The sequence below is a fragment of the Sphingomonas mollis genome (assembly GCF_016427505.1).
GTDB classification, from domain to species: Bacteria; Pseudomonadota; Alphaproteobacteria; order Sphingomonadales; family Sphingomonadaceae; genus Sphingomonas; species Sphingomonas mollis.
This window is the reverse complement of sequence record NZ_JAELXS010000002.1, coordinates 313,376-334,092: the sequence shown is the minus strand read 5'-3', so window position 1 is coordinate 334,092 and position 20,717 is coordinate 313,376. Positions and strand designations below refer to the sequence as shown.

The 20,717-nt window shown below is 67.1% G+C and carries 21 protein-coding genes; 8 read left to right on the top strand and 13 right to left on the bottom strand.

Features of this window, described 5'->3' with window-relative positions:
- Position 1: 1 nt before the first annotated feature.
- The 8 genes from cysD to JAO74_RS04970 form a co-directional block, all read right to left on the bottom strand.
- Positions 2-901, bottom strand: coding sequence for a sulfate adenylyltransferase subunit CysD (gene cysD, locus JAO74_RS05005; RefSeq protein WP_199035743.1), 900 nt, complete (start codon positions 899-901; stop codon positions 2-4).
- Between the two features lie 67 nt (positions 902-968).
- Complete coding sequence (locus tag JAO74_RS05000; RefSeq protein ID WP_056526961.1) at positions 969-1,187, bottom strand: hypothetical protein; 219 nt, start codon at positions 1,185-1,187, stop codon at positions 969-971.
- A gap of 164 nt (positions 1,188-1,351) precedes the next feature.
- On the bottom strand, positions 1,352-2,623 hold the full coding sequence (locus JAO74_RS04995) for an N-succinylarginine dihydrolase (protein ID WP_233150674.1): 1,272 nt from the start codon (positions 2,621-2,623) through the stop codon (positions 1,352-1,354).
- Complete coding sequence (locus JAO74_RS04990) at positions 2,617-3,642, bottom strand: arginine N-succinyltransferase (protein WP_199035741.1); 1,026 nt, start codon at positions 3,640-3,642, stop codon at positions 2,617-2,619. The genes JAO74_RS04995 and JAO74_RS04990 overlap by 7 nt, the downstream gene beginning before the upstream one ends.
- Positions 3,639-4,847 carry a hydrolase gene (locus tag JAO74_RS04985; protein WP_199035739.1) on the bottom strand — a complete coding sequence of 403 codons (1,209 nt, stop codon included), beginning with the start codon at positions 4,845-4,847 and terminating at the stop codon, positions 3,639-3,641. The genes JAO74_RS04990 and JAO74_RS04985 overlap by 4 nt, the downstream gene beginning before the upstream one ends.
- Before the next feature lie 2 nt (positions 4,848-4,849).
- Positions 4,850-5,773, bottom strand: a complete 924-nt coding sequence (locus JAO74_RS04980) for a DUF481 domain-containing protein (RefSeq protein WP_332908732.1) — start codon at positions 5,771-5,773, stop codon at positions 4,850-4,852.
- 39 nt (positions 5,774-5,812) lie between these two features.
- The gene (locus JAO74_RS04975) at positions 5,813-6,298 is read right to left on the bottom strand and encodes an RNA pyrophosphohydrolase (RefSeq protein ID WP_199035737.1); all 486 of its coding nucleotides are present in this window, start codon (positions 6,296-6,298) and stop codon (positions 5,813-5,815) included.
- A complete protein-coding gene (locus JAO74_RS04970; RefSeq protein ID WP_199035735.1) occupies positions 6,295-7,272 on the bottom strand; it encodes an alpha/beta hydrolase in 978 nt (325 codons plus the stop codon). The genes JAO74_RS04975 and JAO74_RS04970 overlap by 4 nt, the downstream gene beginning before the upstream one ends.
- A gap of 60 nt (positions 7,273-7,332) precedes the next feature.
- On the opposite strand from JAO74_RS04970, the gene JAO74_RS04965 reads away from it, so the two are divergent.
- The 3 genes from JAO74_RS04965 to JAO74_RS04955 all read left to right on the top strand — a co-directional run bounded on the left by JAO74_RS04965 (position 7,333) and on the right by JAO74_RS04955 (position 11,013).
- Positions 7,333-8,235 carry a histone deacetylase family protein gene (locus tag JAO74_RS04965; RefSeq protein ID WP_199035733.1) on the top strand — a complete coding sequence of 301 codons (903 nt, stop codon included), beginning with the start codon at positions 7,333-7,335 and terminating at the stop codon, positions 8,233-8,235.
- Positions 8,236-8,273: 38 nt separating this feature from the next.
- Positions 8,274-9,635 (top strand): cryptochrome/photolyase family protein, encoded by a 1,362-nt coding sequence (locus tag JAO74_RS04960; RefSeq protein ID WP_199035732.1) that lies wholly within the window; start codon positions 8,274-8,276, stop codon positions 9,633-9,635.
- Between the two features lie 166 nt (positions 9,636-9,801).
- Positions 9,802-11,013 (top strand): SAM-dependent methyltransferase, encoded by a 1,212-nt coding sequence (locus JAO74_RS04955; RefSeq protein ID WP_233150673.1) that lies wholly within the window; start codon positions 9,802-9,804, stop codon positions 11,011-11,013.
- 440 nt (positions 11,014-11,453) lie between these two features.
- On the opposite strand, the gene JAO74_RS04950 is transcribed toward JAO74_RS04955, so the two are convergent.
- Together JAO74_RS04950 and purF are read right to left on the bottom strand one after the other, a co-directional pair.
- A complete protein-coding gene (locus JAO74_RS04950; RefSeq protein ID WP_199035730.1) occupies positions 11,454-12,164 on the bottom strand; it encodes an SDR family NAD(P)-dependent oxidoreductase in 711 nt (236 codons plus the stop codon).
- 15 nt (positions 12,165-12,179) lie between these two features.
- Positions 12,180-13,649 (bottom strand): amidophosphoribosyltransferase, encoded by a 1,470-nt coding sequence (gene purF, locus JAO74_RS04945; RefSeq protein WP_199035729.1) that lies wholly within the window; start codon positions 13,647-13,649, stop codon positions 12,180-12,182.
- Positions 13,650-13,776: 127 nt separating this feature from the next.
- On the opposite strand from purF, the gene JAO74_RS04940 reads away from it, so the two are divergent.
- From JAO74_RS04940 to JAO74_RS04920, 5 genes are read left to right on the top strand one after another with little or no spacing between them, the layout of a single operon-like run.
- Complete coding sequence (locus JAO74_RS04940) at positions 13,777-14,028, top strand: DUF7218 family protein (RefSeq protein ID WP_199035728.1); 252 nt, start codon at positions 13,777-13,779, stop codon at positions 14,026-14,028.
- 43 nt (positions 14,029-14,071) lie between these two features.
- On the top strand, positions 14,072-14,428 hold the full coding sequence (gene hisI, locus JAO74_RS04935; protein WP_199035726.1) for a phosphoribosyl-AMP cyclohydrolase: 357 nt from the start codon (positions 14,072-14,074) through the stop codon (positions 14,426-14,428).
- Positions 14,425-14,922 (top strand): hypothetical protein, encoded by a 498-nt coding sequence (locus JAO74_RS04930; protein WP_199035725.1) that lies wholly within the window; start codon positions 14,425-14,427, stop codon positions 14,920-14,922. Before hisI ends, JAO74_RS04930 begins: the two co-directional genes overlap by 4 nt.
- A gap of 32 nt (positions 14,923-14,954) precedes the next feature.
- Complete coding sequence (locus tag JAO74_RS04925) at positions 14,955-15,377, top strand: MerR family transcriptional regulator (protein WP_199035724.1); 423 nt, start codon at positions 14,955-14,957, stop codon at positions 15,375-15,377.
- A gap of 4 nt (positions 15,378-15,381) precedes the next feature.
- Positions 15,382-17,190, top strand: a complete 1,809-nt coding sequence (locus JAO74_RS04920) for an acyl-CoA dehydrogenase C-terminal domain-containing protein (protein ID WP_199035723.1) — start codon at positions 15,382-15,384, stop codon at positions 17,188-17,190.
- Between the two features lie 7 nt (positions 17,191-17,197).
- On the opposite strand, the gene JAO74_RS04915 is transcribed toward JAO74_RS04920, so the two are convergent.
- The 3 genes from JAO74_RS04915 to JAO74_RS04905 are packed head-to-tail and all read right to left on the bottom strand — an operon-like array spanning position 17,198 to position 20,717.
- Positions 17,198-18,508, bottom strand: coding sequence for a cell wall hydrolase (locus tag JAO74_RS04915; protein ID WP_199035722.1), 1,311 nt, complete (start codon positions 18,506-18,508; stop codon positions 17,198-17,200).
- Positions 18,505-19,425, bottom strand: a complete 921-nt coding sequence (gene cysK, locus JAO74_RS04910; RefSeq protein WP_199035721.1) for a cysteine synthase A — start codon at positions 19,423-19,425, stop codon at positions 18,505-18,507. Before cysK ends, JAO74_RS04915 begins: the two co-directional genes overlap by 4 nt.
- Positions 19,422-20,717, bottom strand: coding sequence for an MFS transporter (locus JAO74_RS04905; RefSeq protein WP_199035719.1), 1,296 nt, complete (start codon positions 20,715-20,717; stop codon positions 19,422-19,424). Before JAO74_RS04905 ends, cysK begins: the two co-directional genes overlap by 4 nt.

Below are 20,717 nucleotides of genomic sequence, written 5' to 3'. Positions count from 1 at the left end.
GTCAGAAATATCCCTCGCGCTTCTTCTTTTCCATGCTGCCCGACTGATCGTGATCGATCGCCCGGCCCTGCCGCTCCGACGTGGTCGTCAACAGCATCTCCTGGATGATCGCGGACAGCGTATCCGCCTCGCTCTCGACCGCGCCGGTCAGCGGGTAACAGCCGAGCGTCCGGAAACGGATCGACCGCTCCACCGGCACCTCGCCGGGATGCAGCCGGAACCGGTCGTCATCGACCATCAGCAACATGCCGTCGCGCTCCACGGTCGGGCGCGGCGCGGCGAAATAAAGGGGGACGATCTCGATCCCCTCGGCCAGGATGTACTGCCAGATATCCAGCTCGGTCCAGTTCGACAGCGGAAACACGCGCAGCGATTCGCCGCGGTTCAGGCGGGTATTGTACAACCGCCACAATTCCGGCCGCTGCGCCTTGGGGTCCCAGCCATGGCTGGCGGAGCGGAACGAGAAGATGCGCTCCTTCGCCCGGCTCTTCTCCTCGTCACGTCTCGCGCCACCGAAGGCGGCGTCGTACCCGCCCAGCGTCAGCGCCTGTTTCAGCCCCTCCGTCTTCCACATGTCGGTGTGGCGGCCGCCATGATCGAACGGGTTGATCGCCTGCGCCTCCGCCTCCGGGTTGCGATGGACGATCAGTTCCATGCCGGCCTCGGCGGCGGCCCGGTCGCGCAGGTCGTACATCGCGCGGAATTTCCACGTCGTGTCGACATGCAGCAGCGGGAAGGGCGGCTTGCCCGGCGCGAACGCCTTCTTCGCCAGATGCAGCATCACCGCCGAATCCTTGCCGACCGAATACAGCATCACCGGTCGCTCGGTCTCGGCGACGACCTCGCGCAGGATATGGATGCTCTCGGCTTCGAGGCGTTGCAGATGGGTGAGCGTGCTCATGTCCTGTGCAGATAGGCGAGACCGCGCCGGAAAGGAGCCAAGTTATCCTGTTGACCGGGAAAGCGCGTCAGCCAGCATATTCGCGCTCCAGCGAGTCGAGGATGCGGCCGCCGGCCATGAACACCGCGATCGGGCAGCACGCGAACAACAGCCAGCCACCCGTACCGGGATATTGCTGAAGATACTGCACCCCCCGATGCGTCGCGCCGAGCGCGAGGCCATAGATGACGAGGAACGCCTCGAATTTGGTCTTGATGACGAACAGGCGGGCAAGGCGGGTCAGCATGGTCGTAGTTAGGCAAGACCGGGGCCAATCCCGGAAATCCGCCATATCCGGGTTAAGCGATATGGTTATCTGTCAGTTAACCCGACAGTTTAGGGCGTCGTTCCCTCTCCCGGCGGGAGAGGGAGGGAGCGGCAAAGCCGCGGAAGGGTGAGGGTGGAAAGGGTCTAGGCGTCGATCAACTCACCCAGATCAAGCAGGCCCAGCAACCGACGACGCGCGCCTTCGATGACGGCGATCAGCGCAGGATCGCCGATCGCATCGGCCGCGATCGCCTCCGGCCACGCCTCCGCCACCAGCGCGGCGATCCGGTCCAGCTTGCTGTCATCGACCAGAAAGCGCGGGTCGATCGTGGCCGGATCGGCGACGACCCGCAGCCGCAGGCACGCAGGGCCACCACCATTGGCCATCGATTCGCGGACATCGACCACATGCAGCCGGCGGATCGGGCCGTTGCCGGCCACATGCCGCTCCAGCCATCGCCACACCGCGGCGTTCGCGCGCGCCTCGTCGGGCAGGACCAGCGTCGCGCCATCCCCGGTCGAGACGAGCTGCGCGTTGAACAGGTACGACGTGATCGCATCCTGCAGGCTGACGGCGGCGGCCGGCACCTCGACGATCTCGATCGCGGGAAGCAGGCGGCGGAGGTCGGCATACACCTGCGCCGGATCGGCGAACGCCTGTTCATGCGCGAACAGCACGCGTTCGTTGGCGACCGCGACGACATCGTTGTGGAACGCACCGGCGGCGATCGCGGCGGCGGACTGCTCCACGAACAGCGTGCGCGCCGGGTCCAACCCATGCGCGCGCGCCACCGCCTCGCTCGCCTCGCGCGACTGCCGCGCGGGGAAGGGGCCGCCCGCTTCGCCATAGACGAATATCTCGACGCCGGCGGCACCGTGATGATCGGTCAGCCGCATGTGGTTGGCGGCGCCCTCGTCCCCGAACGGCGCGGGCACCGGCGGGTGGACGGCAAACGCGGGGTCGGCGAACGCCATGCGCAGCATCGCCAGCGTCGCCGGCCATTCATGGCTGCGATGCGCCATCGTCACCAGATTGGCGACCGTCAGGTGGCAGCGACCGTCGCCTGTGTCCGGGGCGGGCGAGACGGTGGCGGCGTTGGCCGCCCACATCGCCGACGCGGACAATGCCTGCGCCTTCAGATGGATCGGCGCGCGATCGTAATCGGTGGCGAGGGCGGCAAGCCAGCGGTGGTCGGGGCGGGGGTGCGGCGGCAGGATACCCTGCACCAGCCCCAGCGACAGGTTGGCGCGCATCTTGGCGATCCCCTGCAACGCGGCGGCGCGGGGGTGCGCGACCTTGCCGGCGTTGCGCGTCGCCGCCAGATTGCCGGGGCTGAGGCCGGCATAATTATGGCTGGGGCCGATGATGCCGTCGAAATTGATCTCGACCAGTCCCGTCATCGGCAGCCCTACCATCGCCCGACCCGCATCACGCTGTCCCCTGCCTCGACCCCCAGCGCGGCGGCGCAGTCGGGCGACAGGAGGACGCCGTCCGCCACCTCGCGTACCCGACCGAACGCGCAGCGGAATGCGGCCAGCCGACCGCTGGCAACCAATTCGTCGTCGCCGCCGCCGTCGTTCATGCCGTCGATCGCCACCACGCGCGCCTCGGCCGCGCCGCGCACCGAAGTCACCTGATCGGTGCGCGCGGTCATCGTCGGGCCGCCATCGAAGATGTCGAGATAACCCTCGTACCGGAACCCCTCATGCTCCAGCATCCGCATCGCCGCCCGCCCGGATGGGTGCGGCAGGCCGATCGCAGCGCGGGCGCCGTCGGACAGCATGGCGGTATAGATCGGGTGCTTGGGCATCAGGTCGGCGATGAACTGATGCCCGTTGATCGCATTGAACTGGTCGGCATCCTGAAAATTCATCCCGAAGAAGCGCCCGGCCAGCCCGTCCCAGAACGGCGATCCCCCCGCCTCGTCGATCACCCCGCGCAACTCCGCCAGAATGCGATCGGCGAAACGCGGCCGGTGCGCGGCAATGAACAGGTATCGCGACCGCGCGAGCAGCAGCCCGAGCCCGCCCGCGCGCTCGCCGGGATGAAGGAACAGCCCGCCGACTTCGCTCGACCCTTCCAGATCGGTGGTCAGCGTCAGCATCTCGGCGCGAAACGTCCGCCCCAGTTCGCGGCTGTGCTGCGTCAGCGTGCCGAGGCGATAGCTGTAGAACGGATGCTGCTCGCCGACCTGCGTGAACAACTGGCACGTACCGCGCACCTCGCCGGTCCTCGTATTCTCGAGCACCAGCACGAACAGTTCGTCGATCACCGGCCCCTCGGTGCGGGCGAAGGCGGTATGGCTGCGATCCAGCTTGGCCTTCAGCGACCGGCGATCGGGCGGCAGGTTGGTGAAGCCGCCGCCCGTCAGCTTCGCCATCTCGTACAGATGCTGAAGATCGGCATCGGTGGCGGCGCGGATGCGGAACGTCATGCCAGCCCCCCTTTTGCCAGTCGCAGGATGGTGACCGCCGACAAGGCCGCCCGTTCGACCAGACTGTCGACCAGCAGGAATTCGTCGCTCGAATGGATCGCGCCGCCGCGAACGCCCATCGTATCGACCACCGGCACGCCGGCGGCGGCGACGTTGTTGCCGTCGCACACGCCGCCGGTATCGCGCCGGCCGATCGTCAGCCCCAGATCGGCACCGGCGCGACCGACCAGCGCGAACAGGCGTTCGGCGCCGGCATCGATCGGCTTGGGCGGTCGATTGAAGCTGCCATGCAGGTCGATGCCGACGTCATGCTCGCCGGCGATCGTCGCCACCGTCTCGTCCAGTATCGCCCGACCCTGTGCGATCGCCTCGGCATCGCGCGGCCGGAAATTCACGCGCAGGACGGCGAGATCGGGCACCATGTTATTGGGGCCGCCGCCATCGATCCGCGCCGGGTTGACTCCCAGCATCGGCGCCCGCGCCGCAGCGAGCCGCACCGCGAGGTCGGACGCGGCGACGACCGCGTTGCGGCCATCTTCCGGGTTGCGGCCGGCATGGGCGCTGCGCCCGCGTACCACGATCGAGAAATTGCCGGTGCCGCCCCGCGCGCCGGCCAGCGTGCCGTCCGCCAGCGCGGGTTCGTAGCCCAGCGCCGCCAGCTTGCCCGCCGCCAGCTCGGCGATCAGCGCCGACGACGACAGCGATCCGGTTTCCTCGTCTGCATTGATGAGGATGTCATACCCGATCCCCGCCGCGCCGCCGTCCGCCTCCACCGCCGTCAGTGCGGCCAGCATCACCGCCAGACCGCCTTTCATGTCGGTGACGCCGGGGCCGACCAGCGCGCCGTCCGGCCGCCAGGTCAGGTGCTGGAACGGGTGATCGACGCCGTACACCGTGTCCATATGGCCGACGAACAGCAATCGCGTCGCCACATCCGGTCGCACCGTCACCACCAGATGCCGGCCGTGATCCAGCATGATTCGGCGCCCGTCGCCGCCGATGCTGTCGACCGGCACCGGATCGACCAGCCGGATGTCGCCGGGCAGGGCGGCGGCGGCATCGGCCAGCCGGGTCGCCATCGTCGCCAGCCCGGCGAGGTTGCGCGTGCCGCTGTTGATCGCGCCCCATGCCTCGACCTGCGCCAGCATCGCCGCGCCGTCGATCCGTTCGGTGACGGACCGCTCAAGGGCGCTGAGGGCCGCCACGGTCAGAACGAATAGACCAGCGAGGCGCGGCTGATGGTGTCCGTCGTCTCCCGCCCGACCGGCGGCATGCTTTCATATTGCACGTTGTACGACAGTTGCGCCGACAGCGGCCCGAGCAGCTTGGCGTTGATCGCGGTCATGCTGCTGACCGTCGAATTGAACCGCTGGACATAGGCGGATGCCTGTTCCCTCAGCGTCAGGCCGCCCAGTATCTGCCAGCGGAAATCGAGCGATCCACGCCCGGCGATGCTCGACTGGATGGTGTCGTCCGTGAAGGCGGTGTGCCGATATGCCGGCCCCAGTTCCAGATCGAGCTGCGTCCGTGGTCCCTTGACCAGGCTGTAACCGGCACCACTCGATATCGACAGACGGTCGTTATAGCCCAGGAACCGGTCGCTCTCATACTGGACCGCGCCATAGACATAGGCGCGGTCGTCGAACTTGTAGTTGGGCTCGTACGAGATCAGGTAATGCTCGCGCGTCGTGACGTTCAGGCTTTCCTGGTAATCCGCCTGTGCCCGGAACTTGTGCCGCCATTGCAGCCCCTCACGCTCCGCCGCCAGCACCGCGCTGCCACCCGCAGTATCCGAATTGCCCGTCGTGACGAACCCGCCCACCTCCGCGCGACCCTTCCACAGGTTCAGGAAACTCGCCTGACGGATCACCTGTTCGCGCGCGGCGGCGCGGTCGGCGCGCCATTTCTCCGCGATGGCCAGCACCGCGTCGCCGCTCAACGGATCGGCCGACCGCGCATAGCGGACGATGGTGGAGACATCGCCGTCGTTCCCCGATTCCAGCGCGGCATCCAGCATCGCGCGGATCGATTCGGGGATCATCGCCCCCGCATCGGTCGGGCCGGACGGCGGCGCGGGCGGCGTGGCCGCACCGGGCGCGGCGGCTTGCAGGATCAGGATAAGCGGCAACACGGATGCCACCCTAAAGCCCGCGACCGATGCTGCAACCGCTCAACGACCGTCCGATGCGGCGAGTTGAGGCCGGAACGCCGCCAGCACCGACTCGTACAGCGCGCGCTTGAACGGCACGATCAGGCGCGGCAGGTCGTCGGGATCGATCCAGCGCCAGGCCCGGAATTCGCGGTGGCTGGTGTCGATATCGACATCCGCATCCTCGCCCAGAAAGCGGAACAGGAACCAGCGCTGCGTCTGCCCGCGCCATTTGCCCTTCCACGCCTTGCCGATCAATTCGGGCGGCAGGTCGTAGGTGAAGTCGCCGGGCGCCTCCGCGATCAGTTCCACCTTGTCTGGTGCGACGCCGGTCTCCTCGCCCAGTTCGCGGATCGCGGCGGTCAGCGCATCCTCGCCCGGATCGATCCCGCCCTGCGGCATCTGCCACGCCTCGATCGTCGTATCCATCCGCTGCCCCACGAAGACGCGGCCGTCGCGGTTCAGCAGCATGACACCCGCACAGGGGCGATAGGGAAGGTCGCTCATCCTGCCGCCTGCGCCATCACGCGCGCCGCTTCGCATTCCGTCACGACGGCCTTCAGCGCGATCAGGAAGCCGGCGATTTCGCCCGCTGCCGAGGGGATCGCCTTGCGCAGGGTGGCGAAGCCGTGGATCGTCCCCACCGCCTCCCGGTACACCACCGGCACCCCCGCCTCGATCAGCCGCGCGGCATAGGCCCGTCCCTGATCGCGCAGGGGATCGAGCGAAGCCGCCACGACGATCGCCGGCGGCAGGTTGCTCAGGTCGACCGTCATCGGCGATCCGCGCGGATGCGTGACGTCGGCGGCATAGGCATCCCCGAACCACAGCATCGCCGCCTTGGTCAGGACGAACCCGTCCGCGAACTCCTCGAACGAGGGATAACGTCCGGCCGGGTCGGTGACCGGATAGAGCGGCGCCTGCACGATCACCGGCACCGCTGCCGGCTCGTCGCGCAACGCCATCGCCGTGTTGATCGTCAGCATCCCGCCCGCGCTGTCGCCGCACAGCACCAGCGCCGTCGCGGCGACGCCCAGCTCTGCGGGGTTAGACGCCACCCACCGCGCCGCCGCCTCCGCGTCGTCGGGCGCCGCCGGCCAGCGATGTTCGGGCGACAGCCGGTAATCGACCGATACGACCGGCAACCCCAGCACCCGCGCCATCTCCGCGCACAGGCTGGCATGCGTATCAATATCGCCGAACACGAAACCGCCGCCATGATAGAACACCATTACCGGCCCCGGCACCCGCGTCGCCTGCGCATCGAACAGCCGCGCCGGGATCGTCCCACCATCCGGGCGGGGGATTGCCAGATCGCGGATCACGGCAAGCTCACCGACCGGCGGATCGGTCAGATCCTTGGTCGCCGCGAACATCTGGCGGGCGACGACCGGCTCGACCTCGTGCGTGCGCGGGCCGGGCAGGGCGTTCAGGTAATCGAGGAAGCGGCGTACGTCTGGACGGACATAATGTTGGGTCATGCAGGCTCCCGGTGGCGGATCGTGGTGGCCGGTCGTGGTTCGCGACCCTAACTAGGCGGCGTGATCCATGTCGTCCATCATCCCGCCTATGTCACCGAAGCGCCCGGCCGATCGACCTATCGCTGGGGCAAGAACGGCGCGATCCGCGACCTGCTGATCGCCGAGAGCGAACGCATCGCGTGGCACGAGGCGGCACCGATGCCGACCCCTTGGCTGGAGGCGACGCACGACCCCGATTACGTCGCCGAGGTGCTGGCGGCCCGCGTGCCGCCGGTGAAGGAACGCCGCATCGGCTTTCCCGTGACGCCCACGGTCGCCACCCGCGCGGCGATGGTGCCGGGCGGCACCTGGGCGGCGGCGCTGCTGGCGATGGAGCATGGCTTCGCCGCCAACACCGCCGGCGGCAGCCATCATGCCCTGCACGATACGGGTGCGGGATATTGCGTGTTCAACGATCTGGCGGTCGCGGCGATCCGGCTGGTCGAGGAGGGGACGGTCGACCGGCTCCTGATCGTCGATGTCGATGTTCATCAGGGCGACGGCACCGCCGCGCTGACCGCCGGACGGCCGGAGATCGCGACCTATTCGATCCACGCCGAAAAGAACTTCCCGGCCCGCAAGGCGCAATCGACGCTCGACGTGCCGCTGGCCGACGGCATGGGCGACGACGCGTATCTGGCAACACTCGAATCGACGCTGGTGCCGCTGATCGACGAGATGCAGCCGCAACTGATCCTCTATCAGGCGGGGGTCGATCCGTTCGAGGACGATCGGCTCGGCCGGCTGGGCCTGACGCTGGACGGACTGGCACGGCGCGAAAGGTTGATGGCGCGCCTCGCGATCGGGCGGGGCCTGCCGCTCGCCAGCACGGTGGGCGGCGGGTATGGCGACGACGTGATGGCCATCGCGCGGCGGCACGTCGATGCGATCCTCATTCTCGGCGAAGCCTTCGCCGCGCGGTAACGGTGGAGCATTCGCCCCGGCCTTGCGTTGGGCCGGCCATGACCGATCCCGTTATCCTCTGGTTCCGCCAGGACCTGCGCCTCCACGACCAGCCCGCCCTGATCGCGGCGGCGCATGAGGGGCCGGTGATCCCGGTCTATATCCTCGACGACGAAACGCCGGGCGACTGGCGGATCGGCGGGGCACAGCGCTGGTGGCTGCATCACAGCCTGACCTCGCTCGCCGCCGATCTGAAGGACAAGGGCAGCCGCCTGATCCTGCGCCGCGGCCGCGCTGCCGAGGAACTCGCCAAGCTGGTCGAACAGACCGGCGCCACACGCGTGCATGCCCTGCGCCACTACGAACCATGGTGGCGGGAGGCGGAGGCGGCGCTCGGCGATCGTCTGTGCCTGCATGACGGCAATCATCTGGCGCATATCGAGGATATCCGCACCGGATCGGGCACGCCGTTCCGTATCTATTCGTCTTTCTGGAAGGCGCTGCAATCGTTCCTGCCGCCCGAAGAGCCGATGCCCGCACCGCGCAAGATCGACGCACCGGCTCATTGGCCGGCAAGCGACGATCTGAACAAATGGCGATTGCTGCCGACCAAGCCAGACTGGTCCGGCGGCTTCGACGAGGACTGGACGCCCGGCGAGTCCGTCGCGTTGGAGCGAGCGAAGGAGGTGGGCGAGAAGATGGCGGCCTATGACACCGCCCGCAACATGCCCGCCGAGGAAGGGACGACGCGCCTCTCGCCGCACCTGCATTTCGGCGAGGTATCGGCGCGGACCATCTGGCACCAGACCGACGGACACCGTGACGCCGTCACCTTCCGTCAGGAGATCGCGTGGCGGGACTTCACGCACGGCGTCATCATGGCGCTGCCCGATTATGGCGACCGCAACGGTCGGGAAAAATATGATCGCCTGCCGTGGCGCAACGACCAGCAGGCCAGGGCGGATCTGAAGGCATGGCAGGAGGGTCGGACCGGCTATCCGATCGTCGACGCCGGGATGCGCCAATTGTGGCAGAGCGGATGGATGCACAACCGGGTACGGATGATTACCGCCAGCTTCCTCGTCAAACATCTCCTGATCGACTGGCGGGAGGGCGAACGCTGGTTCTGGGACTGTCTGGTCGATGCCGATTACGGCAACAATTCGGTCAACTGGCAATGGGTCGCCGGCACCGGCGTGGATGCCAACATGTTCGGCCGGATCATGGCGCCGCTCAGCCAGTCGGAGAAATTCGACGCCGGCGACTATATCCGCCGCTGGGTGCCCGAACTGGCCAAGGTCGGCAACGCCGCGATCCACGACCCCGACGATGCCGGATGCCGCCCGCGCGATTATCCCGCCAAGATCATCGGCCACCGCGAGGCGCGCGAACGGGCATTGGCGGCGGCAAGGAAGCTGTAGGACACCGAGCGCCTGACCCGACCTGTTCGCGCTGAGCGCAGTCGAAGCACTTGGTGCAGAGGTGGCCTTCGACTTCGCTCAGGCCAAACGGTTAAGGGATGGGTCCGACTTCACACAATTTGCTCTGGGCTTTCCTGAACGCGTTCGGCGGTGCATGGGGCCGCGCATGGAAGCAGGGGCCATTCACCGTCGTCGCGGCACGTTCGTCCAGCGCACCGTCGCGCGGCCGTTTCACCGGTTGCTCGACCGCATCGATCGCGGGCTGGCGACGGGCGCGATCGAGGCGACCTTGCCCGATGGCAGCGCGCGGCTGATCGGCGGGCGGGCCGACGGGCCGGTCGCCACCGTCGCGGTGCATCGCTGGCGCGCGCTGTGGCGACTGGCGACCGGCGGTTCGGTCGGCTGGTACGAGGGGTGGGAAGCCGGCGACTGGTCCAGCCCCGATCCGGTGCCGCTGTTCGACCTGTTCATGCGCAACCGCGTGCCGCTCGGCGATTCGGCACGAGCCGGGATCGGCGTCCGGCTGGCGGCCAAGGCGTGGCACCGGCTGCGTCGCAACGACCGGCCGGGCGCACGGCGCAACATCGCCGCGCATTACGATCTGGGCAATGACTTCTACCGCGAATGGCTCGACGACAGCCTGACCTATTCCAGCGCGCTGTTCGCCGCGCCGGGTCAGTCGCTGGAGGATGCACAGGCGGCCAAGCTGCAGGCGGTGCTCGACCGTACCGGGACGGCGGCGGGCGACACGATCCTTGAGATCGGCTGCGGCTGGGGATCGTTCGCGGCGGTCGCGGCGGAGGCGGGCCGGCGGCTCCATGCGCTGACGCTGTCGGCTGAACAGCAACGCGTGGTCGAGGCGCGGGGACTGCCCGGTGTCACCGTATCCCTAACCGATTACCGCGACGTCGAGGGCAAGTTCGATGCGATCGCCAGTATCGAGATGGTCGAGGCCGTCGGGCAGGAATACTGGCCCATCTATCTCGACACGATCGCCCGCGCGCTCAAGCCGGGTGGCCGAGCAGCGATCCAGTACATCGCCATCGCCGACGACGTATTCCCCGCCTATGCCGCCAGTGTGGATTTCATCCAGCGCCATGTCTTTCCGGGCGGGATGCTGTTGTCCGAACCCCGCTTCCGCGCACTGGCCGCGGCGCGCGGGCTGGCGTGGGAGGACCGACAGGGTTTCGGTCCGGACTATGCCGAAACGTTACGCCTGTGGCGCGTCCGCTTCGACGCCGCCGACCGGGCCGGGCGACTGCCGGCCCGACTGGACGCGCGCTTTCGGCGGCTGTGGCGCTATTACCTGATGTATTGCGAAGGCGGCTTCCGCGGCGGCGGCATCGACGTCGCGCAGGTAACGCTGGTCAGGACCTGACGTAGGCGGACACTTCGATTTCCAAACAACTCGGTTCCCCGGCGAAGGCCGGGGAACCAAGTGATTAACGCTCTCAAAGGCCCGCTCGACCGCGGAGCAGCAATTTGCCCAGCGCGCACCTTGTTCCAGTTCTCACTAACAAAGACCGGTGTATGTTCGTCATTGCGAGCATAGCGAAGCAATCCAGAGCAGCGCGCGTGACGCTGGGTTGCGTCGCTACGCTCGCAACGACGAAGCGCCGGGTTTACTCCGCTTCGGCGATAAACGTGTGTCCTACAGCGGTACGTTCCGGTATCCGCTTCTCATCACCGTTCTTTCAACCGTTCATCGATCGATTAGCCTCCGCCTCGCGCGGGCGTGCGCGCATACGCACGCAGGCGCCCGTGAGGGTGTGACTTTCGGGACTTTCGGCGGACGCTGCAGGCCGGTATCGACCGGCGCTATTCCACTCGCTCGCGGTGGCCGGCGGGGAAACCGTCGATTGCCAGTGCGACGATGCGGTCCGCGACCACCGATGGTTCCTTGACCGACTGCGGGTCCTCACCCGGATAGGCCCGCGCCCGCATTTTGGTCCGGGTCGCGCCGGGATCGAGGATGGCGGTACGGATGCGGCCGATCTGCTCGACCTCGTCGCCATAGGCGCCCAGCAACGTCTCGAACGCCGCCTTCGACGCGCCATATGCACCCCAATAGGCCCTGGGGGTACGCCCGACGCTGGAGGTAACACCGATCACCTTGCCCGCGTCCGCGCGCCGCAGCAGAGGGTCGAACGCCGCGATCAGCGCCGCCTGCGCGCTGACGTTCAAGGTCAGGACCTGCGCGAATTCCTTGGGATCGATCGCCGGCACCGCAGACAGGCTACCGAGCATCCCCGCGTTCAGTACCATCAGGTCCAATGCTTGCCAGCGTTCGCCGATCGCCGTCGCCAGCCGCGCGATCGAATCGGTTTCGGTCAGGTCGAGCGGCGCGATCGTCGCCGATCCGCCGCCTGCGAAGATCGCTTCCTCGATCTCCTCCAGTCCCTTGGCAGTGCGGGCGGTGATGACGACATGCGCGCCTTTCGCCGCCAGCGCCAGCGCGGTCGCCGCACCGATGCCGCGGCTGGCGCCGGTGACGAGGGCGAGCCGGTCGGCGAGGGGCTTTTCGGTCATCGATCCCGTTCCGGTTCAGTTGACGCGTTCGGCGAGCAGCGCGAACTGGTCGACCTGCGCGCTGTCGTCCTGATCGGTCAGCGTCGTCGGGTAATCGCCGGTGAAGCACGCATCGCAATAGCTCGGCCGAACCTCGCGTTTCGCTTCGCCCAGCGCCTTGTACAGGCCGTCGATCGACACGAACGCCAGACTGTCGGCATGGATGAAATCGGTCATGCCGCCGACGTCCAGCTTGTGCGCCAGCAGCTTCGTCCGCTCCGGCGTATCGACGCCATAGAAGCAGGAATGGCGGGTGGGGGGCGACGCGATGCGCAGATGCACCTCGGCGGCCCCGGCATCGCGCATCATCTGCACGATCTTAAGGCTGGTGGTGCCGCGGACGATCGAATCATCGACCAGGATCACCCGCTTGCCCTCGATCAGCGCGCGGTTGGCGTTGTGCTTCAGCTTGACGCCCAGATGGCGGACATTGTCGCTCGGCTGGATGAAGGTGCGGCCGACATAGTGCGACCGGATGATGCCCAGTTCGAACGGGATGCCCGACGCCTGCGCATAACCGATCGCCGCCGGCACGCCCGAATCGGGCACCGGGATCACCAGATCAGCCTCGACCGGCGATTCGGCAGCCAGCTGTGCGCCGATCTCCTTGCGGACCGAATAGACCGAGTGATCGTCGACGATCGAATCGGGCCGCGAGAAATACACCCATTCGAAGATGCACGGCCGTGCCGCCACCGGCGCGAACGGCTTCACCGAACGGATCTCGCCGTTCTGGACGATCACCATCTCGCCCGGTTCGACGATCCGTTCGAACGTCGCGCCGCACACGTCGAGCGCCACGGTTTCGGACGCGAAGATGATGGCGTCATCCAGACGACCCATCACCAGCGGCCGGATACCGAGTGGATCGCGGCAGGCGATCATGCCCTCCGGCGTCATGACGACCAGCGAATAGGCACCCTCGATCTGCTTCAACGCGTCGATGAACCGGTCGAGCAGCGTGCGATAACTCGATGTAGCGACCAGATGGATGATCGTCTCGGTATCGCTGGTCGACTGGAAGATCGATCCACGCCGGACCAGTTCGTGGCGCAGTTTCAGCGCATTCGAGATATTGCCGTTATGCGCGATCGCGAAACCGCCGGTCGACAGTTCGGCATAGAGCGGCTGCACGTTGCGCAGCGCGGTCTCGCCGCTGGTCGAATAGCGGACATGGCCGGCGGCGACGGTGCCGGGCAGCGATCGGATCACATCGTCGCGGTCGAAATTGCCGGCGACATGGCCCATCGCCCGGTGAGTATGGAAATGCTGGCCGTCGAACGAGGTGATGCCGGCGGCCTCCTGACCCCGGTGCTGCAGCGCATGGAGGCCAAGTGCGACGAGGGCGGCGGCGCTGGCGCTGCCGGTGACGCCGAACACGCCGCATTCTTCACGCAGCTTGTCCCCGTCGTCGGAGGAAACATCATAGGGATTGGTGGTCAGCATGGGAGCGGGGCTCTCTTGGTGTCGCCGGCCCTATAGGACCGGCGACATGGATTGTCGCCTGTTTGTCACGATATTTCGGGAGCATTCCGTCGCATCGGCCGTTTTTGGGCGCGAAAGGAACCCGGCCATGGCACGCGATCACGGACCGTCGATCAAGGACGATGCGCTGTACGAGGAACTGCGAAAGCAGGGGAACTCGGCCGAGAAGGCGGCACGGATCGCCAATGCGAAGGCGAAGGGAACGCTGGCCCACAACGGTGTCATGCTCGAAGACCGGACCAAGAGCGATCTGCTGGCAGAAGCGCGCAAGATCGGGATCGAGGGCCGTTCCGGCATGGACAAGGCGGCGTTGGTGAAGGCGATCCGGGATCACGGTTGACGGTCGCGGTTGCAGGGTCGCCGCCTTTCGGTAGGACGAACAGATGACCGATCGCGACACCACGCTCCGCCTGGACCCCCGTTACGACCCAGCGGGCCTGATTACCGCCGTTGTCACCGATCGCTCCGGCGCGCTCTTGATGGTGGCGCATATGAATGCGGAAGCATTGGCAGCGACGCAGCGCTCCGGCGAGGCGACCTTCTGGTCACGCAGCCGCGGACGATTGTGGAAGAAGGGCGAGACGTCCGGGCACGTTCTGACCGTCGTCGAGATGCGGATCGATTGCGATCAGGATGCGCTGTGGCTGATCTGCGATCCCGCCGGACCCGCCTGCCACACCGGCGCACCGAGTTGCTTCTATCGCCGCGTGGAGGGCGATTCGCTGGTCCGGGTGGCGTGACGCGTGCGTTGTGGCTGGCGTTGCTGCTGACGGCATGCGGCAACGGATCGCGTGACCCGTCTGGGGAAGCCAACTCGCCGGGCGCCAGACTGGAAGCGGCGGCGGAGGCGGCCGGACTGGTGCCGGATGCCGCACGGACCAGCATCGCGGGATCATGGGCGCGCGACACCGACCGGATGTGCATCGTCGACACGCCGGGCAGCAGCCAGCGAATCGGTGTCCTGATCGATTACGGCGACGGTCAGGGGTGCAGCGCTTCGGGCCGACTGGATCGACGGGGTAGCCGCCTAAAGATCGCTTTCGGCAATTGCCGGTTCGCCGCGAAATTCGACGGCGAGCGAATCGGGTTCCCTGCCACGCTGCCGGCGGCCTGTGATGCCCTGTGCACGGGCCGCGCTTCACTGGCGGCAATGGAGGTGGATCGGCTGAGCGATTCGTCCGCGGAGGCGGCAACGCTCAGAGGGCGGCAGGGCAGGCTTCTGTGCGGATATTGACGTTGACGTAAGCGTAATGTAAAAAGTCGTTTATGACCGATGCTGCAACCTATGCCTCGATCACCCCGCGTGGGGATCGGGACGATTTCTCGATCACCGATCTTTGCGGCGAGTTCGGCGTGACCGCCCGGGCGCTGCGCTTCTATGAAGACGAGGGACTGATCGCGCCGGAGCGTCGCGGGACCACGCGCGTCTATTCGCAGCGGGACCGTGCCCGGCTGGCATGGATTCTGCGGGGCAAGCGGGTCGGATTTTCGCTCGGTGAGATTCGCGAGATGATCGACCTGTACGATCTGGGCGATGGTCGCCGCGTCCAGCGACAGGTGTCGATCGAACGCTGTCGCGCCCGCATCGCGACGTTGGAAGCCCAGAAGCGCGACATCGACGCAGCGATCGTCGAACTCAACGAATTCGTGGACCTGGTGGAAAGCCGGGCCGCAGAAGAGCAAGGATAAGAGGATGCCCCAATACACGCCCCCCGTCCGCGACACCCGCTTCGTGCTGGAACACGTCGTCGGCCTGAACGCCCATGCCAATGTCCGTGGCTTCGCCGCCGCCACGCCCGATACCGTCGATGCGGTGCTGGAAGAGGGCGGCCGCTTCGTGGCCGAGGTACTGTTCCCGCTCAATCAGGTCGGCGACCAGCACGGCTGCACCCGGCATGACGACGGATCGGTGACGACTCCGCCGGGCTTCAAGGAGGCATATCGCCAGTTCGTCGAATCGGGCTGGGGCACGCTGTCCGCGCCGGAGGCGTTCGGCGGGCAGGAGATGCCGCATGTCGTCTCGACCGCGTTTCAGGAATATATGATCTCCGCCAACATGGCCTTCGCGATGTACCCGGGGCTGGCACACGGGGCGATCGCCGCGCTGGTGGTGAAGGGATCGCCGGAACAGCAGGCGAAGTACCTGCCCAAGATGGTGTCGGGCGAATGGGGCGGCACCATGAACCTGACCGAGCCGCAATGCGGCACCGATCTGGGCCTGATCCGCACCCGCGCCGAACCGAACGGTGATGGATCGTACAGCATCACCGGCACCAAGATCTTCATCTCGGCAGGCGAGCACGACCTGACCGACAACATCATCCATCTGGTGCTGGCAAAGACGCCGGGTGCGCCGGAAAGCTCGAAGGGCATTTCGCTGTTCGTGGTGCCCAAGGTGATGGTGGGCGACGACGGCACGCTCGGCACGCGCAACGCGGTGTCGTGCGGATCGATCGAACACAAGATGGGCATCCACGGCAATTCGACCTGCGTCATGAACTATGACGGCGCGACCGGCTGGCTGGTCGGCGAGGAGATGAAGGGCCTCGCCGCGATGTTCATCATGATGAACGCGGCCCGGCTCGGCGTCGGTTTGCAGGGGCTGGGCGTGGCGGAGACGGCATACCAGAACGCGGTCCACTATGCCCGCGATCGCCGTCAGGGTCGCGCGCTGACCGGCCCGGCCGAGCCGAACGAGAAGGCGGATACGCTGTTCGTTCACCCCGACGTCCGCCGGATGCTGATGGAGGGCAAGGCGTGGACCGAGGGACTGCGGGCGCTGTGCCTGTGGGGAGCGTTGCAGGTCGATCTGGAGCACAAGGCCGAAACCGAGGAAGATCGCCAGATGGCGGCCGACCTGATCGGCTTGCTGACCCCGGTCATCAAGGGCGTCGGCACCGACAAGGGCTATGAGATCGCGACGACCGCGCAGCAGGTGTACGGCGGCCATGGCTACATCCAGGAATGGGGGATGGAGCAGTATGTCCGCGATGCCCGGATCGCGCAGATCTATGAAGGTACCAACGGCGTGCAGGCGATGGACCTCGTCGGGCGCAAACTGGCGCAGAATGGCGGCCGCGCGGTGCAGGCGTTCTTTCGCATCGTCGCCGAGGAAACGGCAGCGGCAAAGGGTGATGCGGCGACAGCCGATCTGGCCGGACGGCTGGAAAAATCGCTGGGCGAGCTTCAGGCGGCGACGATGTGGTTCATGGCCAACGGCATGAAGAACCCGGACAATGTCGGCGCCGGTGCGGTCAGCTACATGCACCTGATGGGGCTGGTGGCTACCGGGCTGATGTGGCTGCGGATGGCGACGGCGGCGAGCCGCTTGAAAGCCGATGGCGACGCGCGGTTCGGGCCGGCGTTCCTGGATGCAAAGCTGGTGACGGCACGGTTCTTCGCCGAGCGTGTATTGCCCGAGGCCGGCGCCCTGCGGCGGAAGATCGAGGGCGGTGCCGAGGCAGTGATGGCTTTGCCGCCGGAGATGTTTCTGGCGGCCTGATTCGCGATCAGGGAGCGGTCGCCGGTGCCGCTCCCGGTTCAGTTGGCCGGGGCGATGCGCGGCGCACACCGTCCAGCAGAAGCGGCCCCCGCGTCGGCGAAGGCTGCGGCGTTTTCAGGGCGGTGGGTGCGGGCGTGGCGACCGGCGTTGGCTGGCGACGCATGCAGCCACCGGGGCGGGTATGCGGGAACAGCGTGCAGTTCCACAATGTCCGTTCCAGACTGGCGGGCCTGTCGCGCAGATAGCTGAACGCCATCGACGCGATCTGTTGCGGGTCCAGCGCGGCGGTCTTTGGCACCGCCTTGGCATCGGTCCAGCCGAGATAGCGGCAACGGTCGCGGCTCCCGCACGCCTTTTCCGCCAGCTGCGGATACGCGTCGGGCGAAACATTGGCGGGCAGGGCGGCGAGGAAGCTGTCGGGCTCGCCGCTCGTCGTCGGCGGGGCGACGAGGCCAGCGGTCAACGCCTGCGCCAGAGCGGCGGCATCGGTGGACACCGCTTCGGCGGTCGCCACGGCACCACCCAGACGATGCGCGTCGGAAAAGGCCGCGAGCTTCTGGATGATCGGTTCGACCGGATCGACGTGGCGGTTGAACGCCGGCGGGGTGCCCCACCAGCCGGACCAGCGGAAGAACAGATGGCTCTTCACGGCGGCGATCTTGTCGAGGCTGGACTGCCAGTACGGCACGACCCAGTCGGTGTGATAATGCGTGGCATAACCGACCGGGCGATAGACCGCGCCGGTCAGTGCGGCGGTCGCGATCGTCCGGGCGCGGGTCCACATCGCGGCCGGCGGTGCCCAGCGGGTCAGCGCGCCATCGCAGGTGAAGGTGAACTGGCAACCGGTCTTGCGCTCTTGCCCTTCGAACACGACGCCGCATACCGTCTTGGGAAAGGCGGGGTGGCGAAGCCGATTGAGCACGACCTGCGCCACCGCGCGCTGGCCATCGGGATCGTTGCCCGCTTCATAGATAACGGCCGCGGCGAGGCAGTCGGTCGCGCGCGCTAGGTCCTCCGATGCGTCTTGCAGAACGAAGCGGCGGGCGGCGGGATTGGCGTCGCGTGAAAACGGGACGCTCGCATTGAACGCGCGAGCGTCGTCCAGGGACAGATCGACCAGCTCGACCGGTTCGACCGGCGGCACCACGGTGGCCGGGACGACGCGTTGCGGGGGCCGGTGCAGGCGGGCGCTGCGCGGCAATTGCGGCGCGATCGGCGGCGCGTACCGGACGACGAGCGCCGGCACCGCCACCGACAGCGCGGCGATCAGGATGGTCGAAGCCCGAACCGCAAGGGTGGGCGAGGGAAAAGCTGTCACTGTTCGGGCAGGAAGTCCGGCACCGACAGATAACGCTCGCCCGTGTCGTAGTTGAACCCCAGAACGCGAGCATTGTCAGGTAGATCGGGCAGCTTCTGCAGAATCGCCGCGAGCGTCGCGCCTGACGAGATGCCGACCAGCATTCCCTCTTCGCGGGCGGCGCGACGGGCCATGTCCTTGGCGACCGCGGCATCGACCTCGATCACCCCGTCCAGTGCCGCGGTGTGGAGGTTCTTCGGCACGAAACCGGCACCGATGCCCTGGATCGGGTGTGGCCCCGGCTGGCCGCCGGAGATGACCGGCGAAGCGGTGGGTTCGACCGCATAGACCTTCAGCGCCGGCCATTCTTTCTTCAGCGCTTCGGCGACGCCGGTGATATGGCCACCGGTGCCCACGCCGGTGATGATGACGTCGATCGGCGTTGCGCGGAAGTCGTTCAGGATTTCCTGTGCGGTGGTGCGGACATGGACGTCGATGTTGGCAGGATTTTCAAACTGCTGGGGCATCCATGCACCCGGTGTCTGGCCGACCAGCTCGATCGCGCGTTCGATCGCGCCCTTCATGCCCTTTTCGCGCGGCGTCAGGTCGAAACTGGCGCCATAGGCCAGCATCAGGCGACGGCGTTCCAGCGACATCGATTCGGGCATGACGAGGACCAGCTTGTACCCCTTCACCGCCGCGACGAGGGCGAGGCCGATCCCGGTGTTGCCGCTGGTCGGCTCGATGATCGTGCCACCGGGCTTCAGGTCGCCCGATGCCTCTGCCGCCTCGATCATCGCCAGCGCGATGCGGTCCTTGATCGAGCCACCGGGGTTCGACCGTTCGGATTTGATCCACACTTCGGAACCCGGAAACAACCGCTGCACGCGGATATGCGGGGTGTTGCCGATCGTGTCGAGGATGGTGTTCGCCTTCATGTCAGGCTCTCCGTCTTCTGGTGGTGAGGTTGTTCTGCCGCGACCAACGTCGCTGGCGGATCGAAGGTCCGCGCACGGCGGATCGAGGGGAAGAGGAAGGTCCACAGGATCGTGACGATGATCGCGCCGCCACCGCCGACCATCACCGCGCCGACCGGGCCGAGCGCGGCGGCGAGGAAGCCCGATTCGGCCTCTCCCAACTCATTCGACGCAGAAATGGTCAGCTGCGACACCGCGCCGACCCGGCCGCGCATCTCGTCGGGGGTGTATAGCTGGATCAGCGACTGGCGGATGTAGACCGAGAACATATCCGCGCCGCCCGCCACCGCCAGCGCGCTGAGACTGAGCGTCATCGACGTCGACAGGCCGAAGATCAACGTCGCGGTGCCATAGATCAGGACGGCGACCAGCATCCGCGGGCCGACATTGTTCTTCAGCGGCCGGATGGAAAAGACGATCGCGACGATCGCCGCGCCGACCGCGGGGGCGGCGGCCAGTTCGGCGAGACCGGTCGGCCCGACCTTCAATATGTCGGCCGCATAGATCGGCAACAACGCGCTGGTACCCGCCAGGAACACCGCGAACAGATCGAGCGTGATCGTCCCCAGCACCAGCTTGTTCTGCCAGACATAGGCACCGCCGTCGATGATCGCGCGCAGTGGCCGGGCGCGGCCGACCTGATTGGTGCGCGGCACGGGGCCGATCAGGAACAGGCATATCAGCGCCAGCGAAAAGAGACCGGTGCTGAGGAAATACGGCGCCGCCTGACCCAGATGCCCATAGGCATAGCCGCCGATCGCGGGCCCAATGATCGTGCCCACCTGCCACGAGATCGACGACAGCGCGATCGCGGTCGGCAACACCTCCCGCGGCACCAGATTGGGCGCCAGCGCGGAAAAGGCGGGACCGGCAAAGGCACGCGCGACGCCGAGCAAGACCGCGACGCCGAACAGCACCGGCAGCGTCATATCGCCGCGATGCGTCACCACCGCGAGCACGATCGCGCAGATCAATTGCAGCGTTACCGTGATCCGCGTGATCCATCGCCGGTCGAATCGATCGGCGACCAGCCCGGTGACGGGTGTGGTCAGGAACAGCGGCACGAACTGCAGAAAGCCGATCAGCCCCAATTGCGCGGCGGCGGCGGCGGGCGACATCGTCTGGCGGGCGATCGTGTAGGTCTGCCAGCCGACGACGATGATGAGCGCGTTCTGCGCCAGCGTCATCGCGAAGCGTGCCGCCCAATAGGCGCGGAAATTGGCGATGCGAAAAGGGTGCGGGGGGCGATCCAT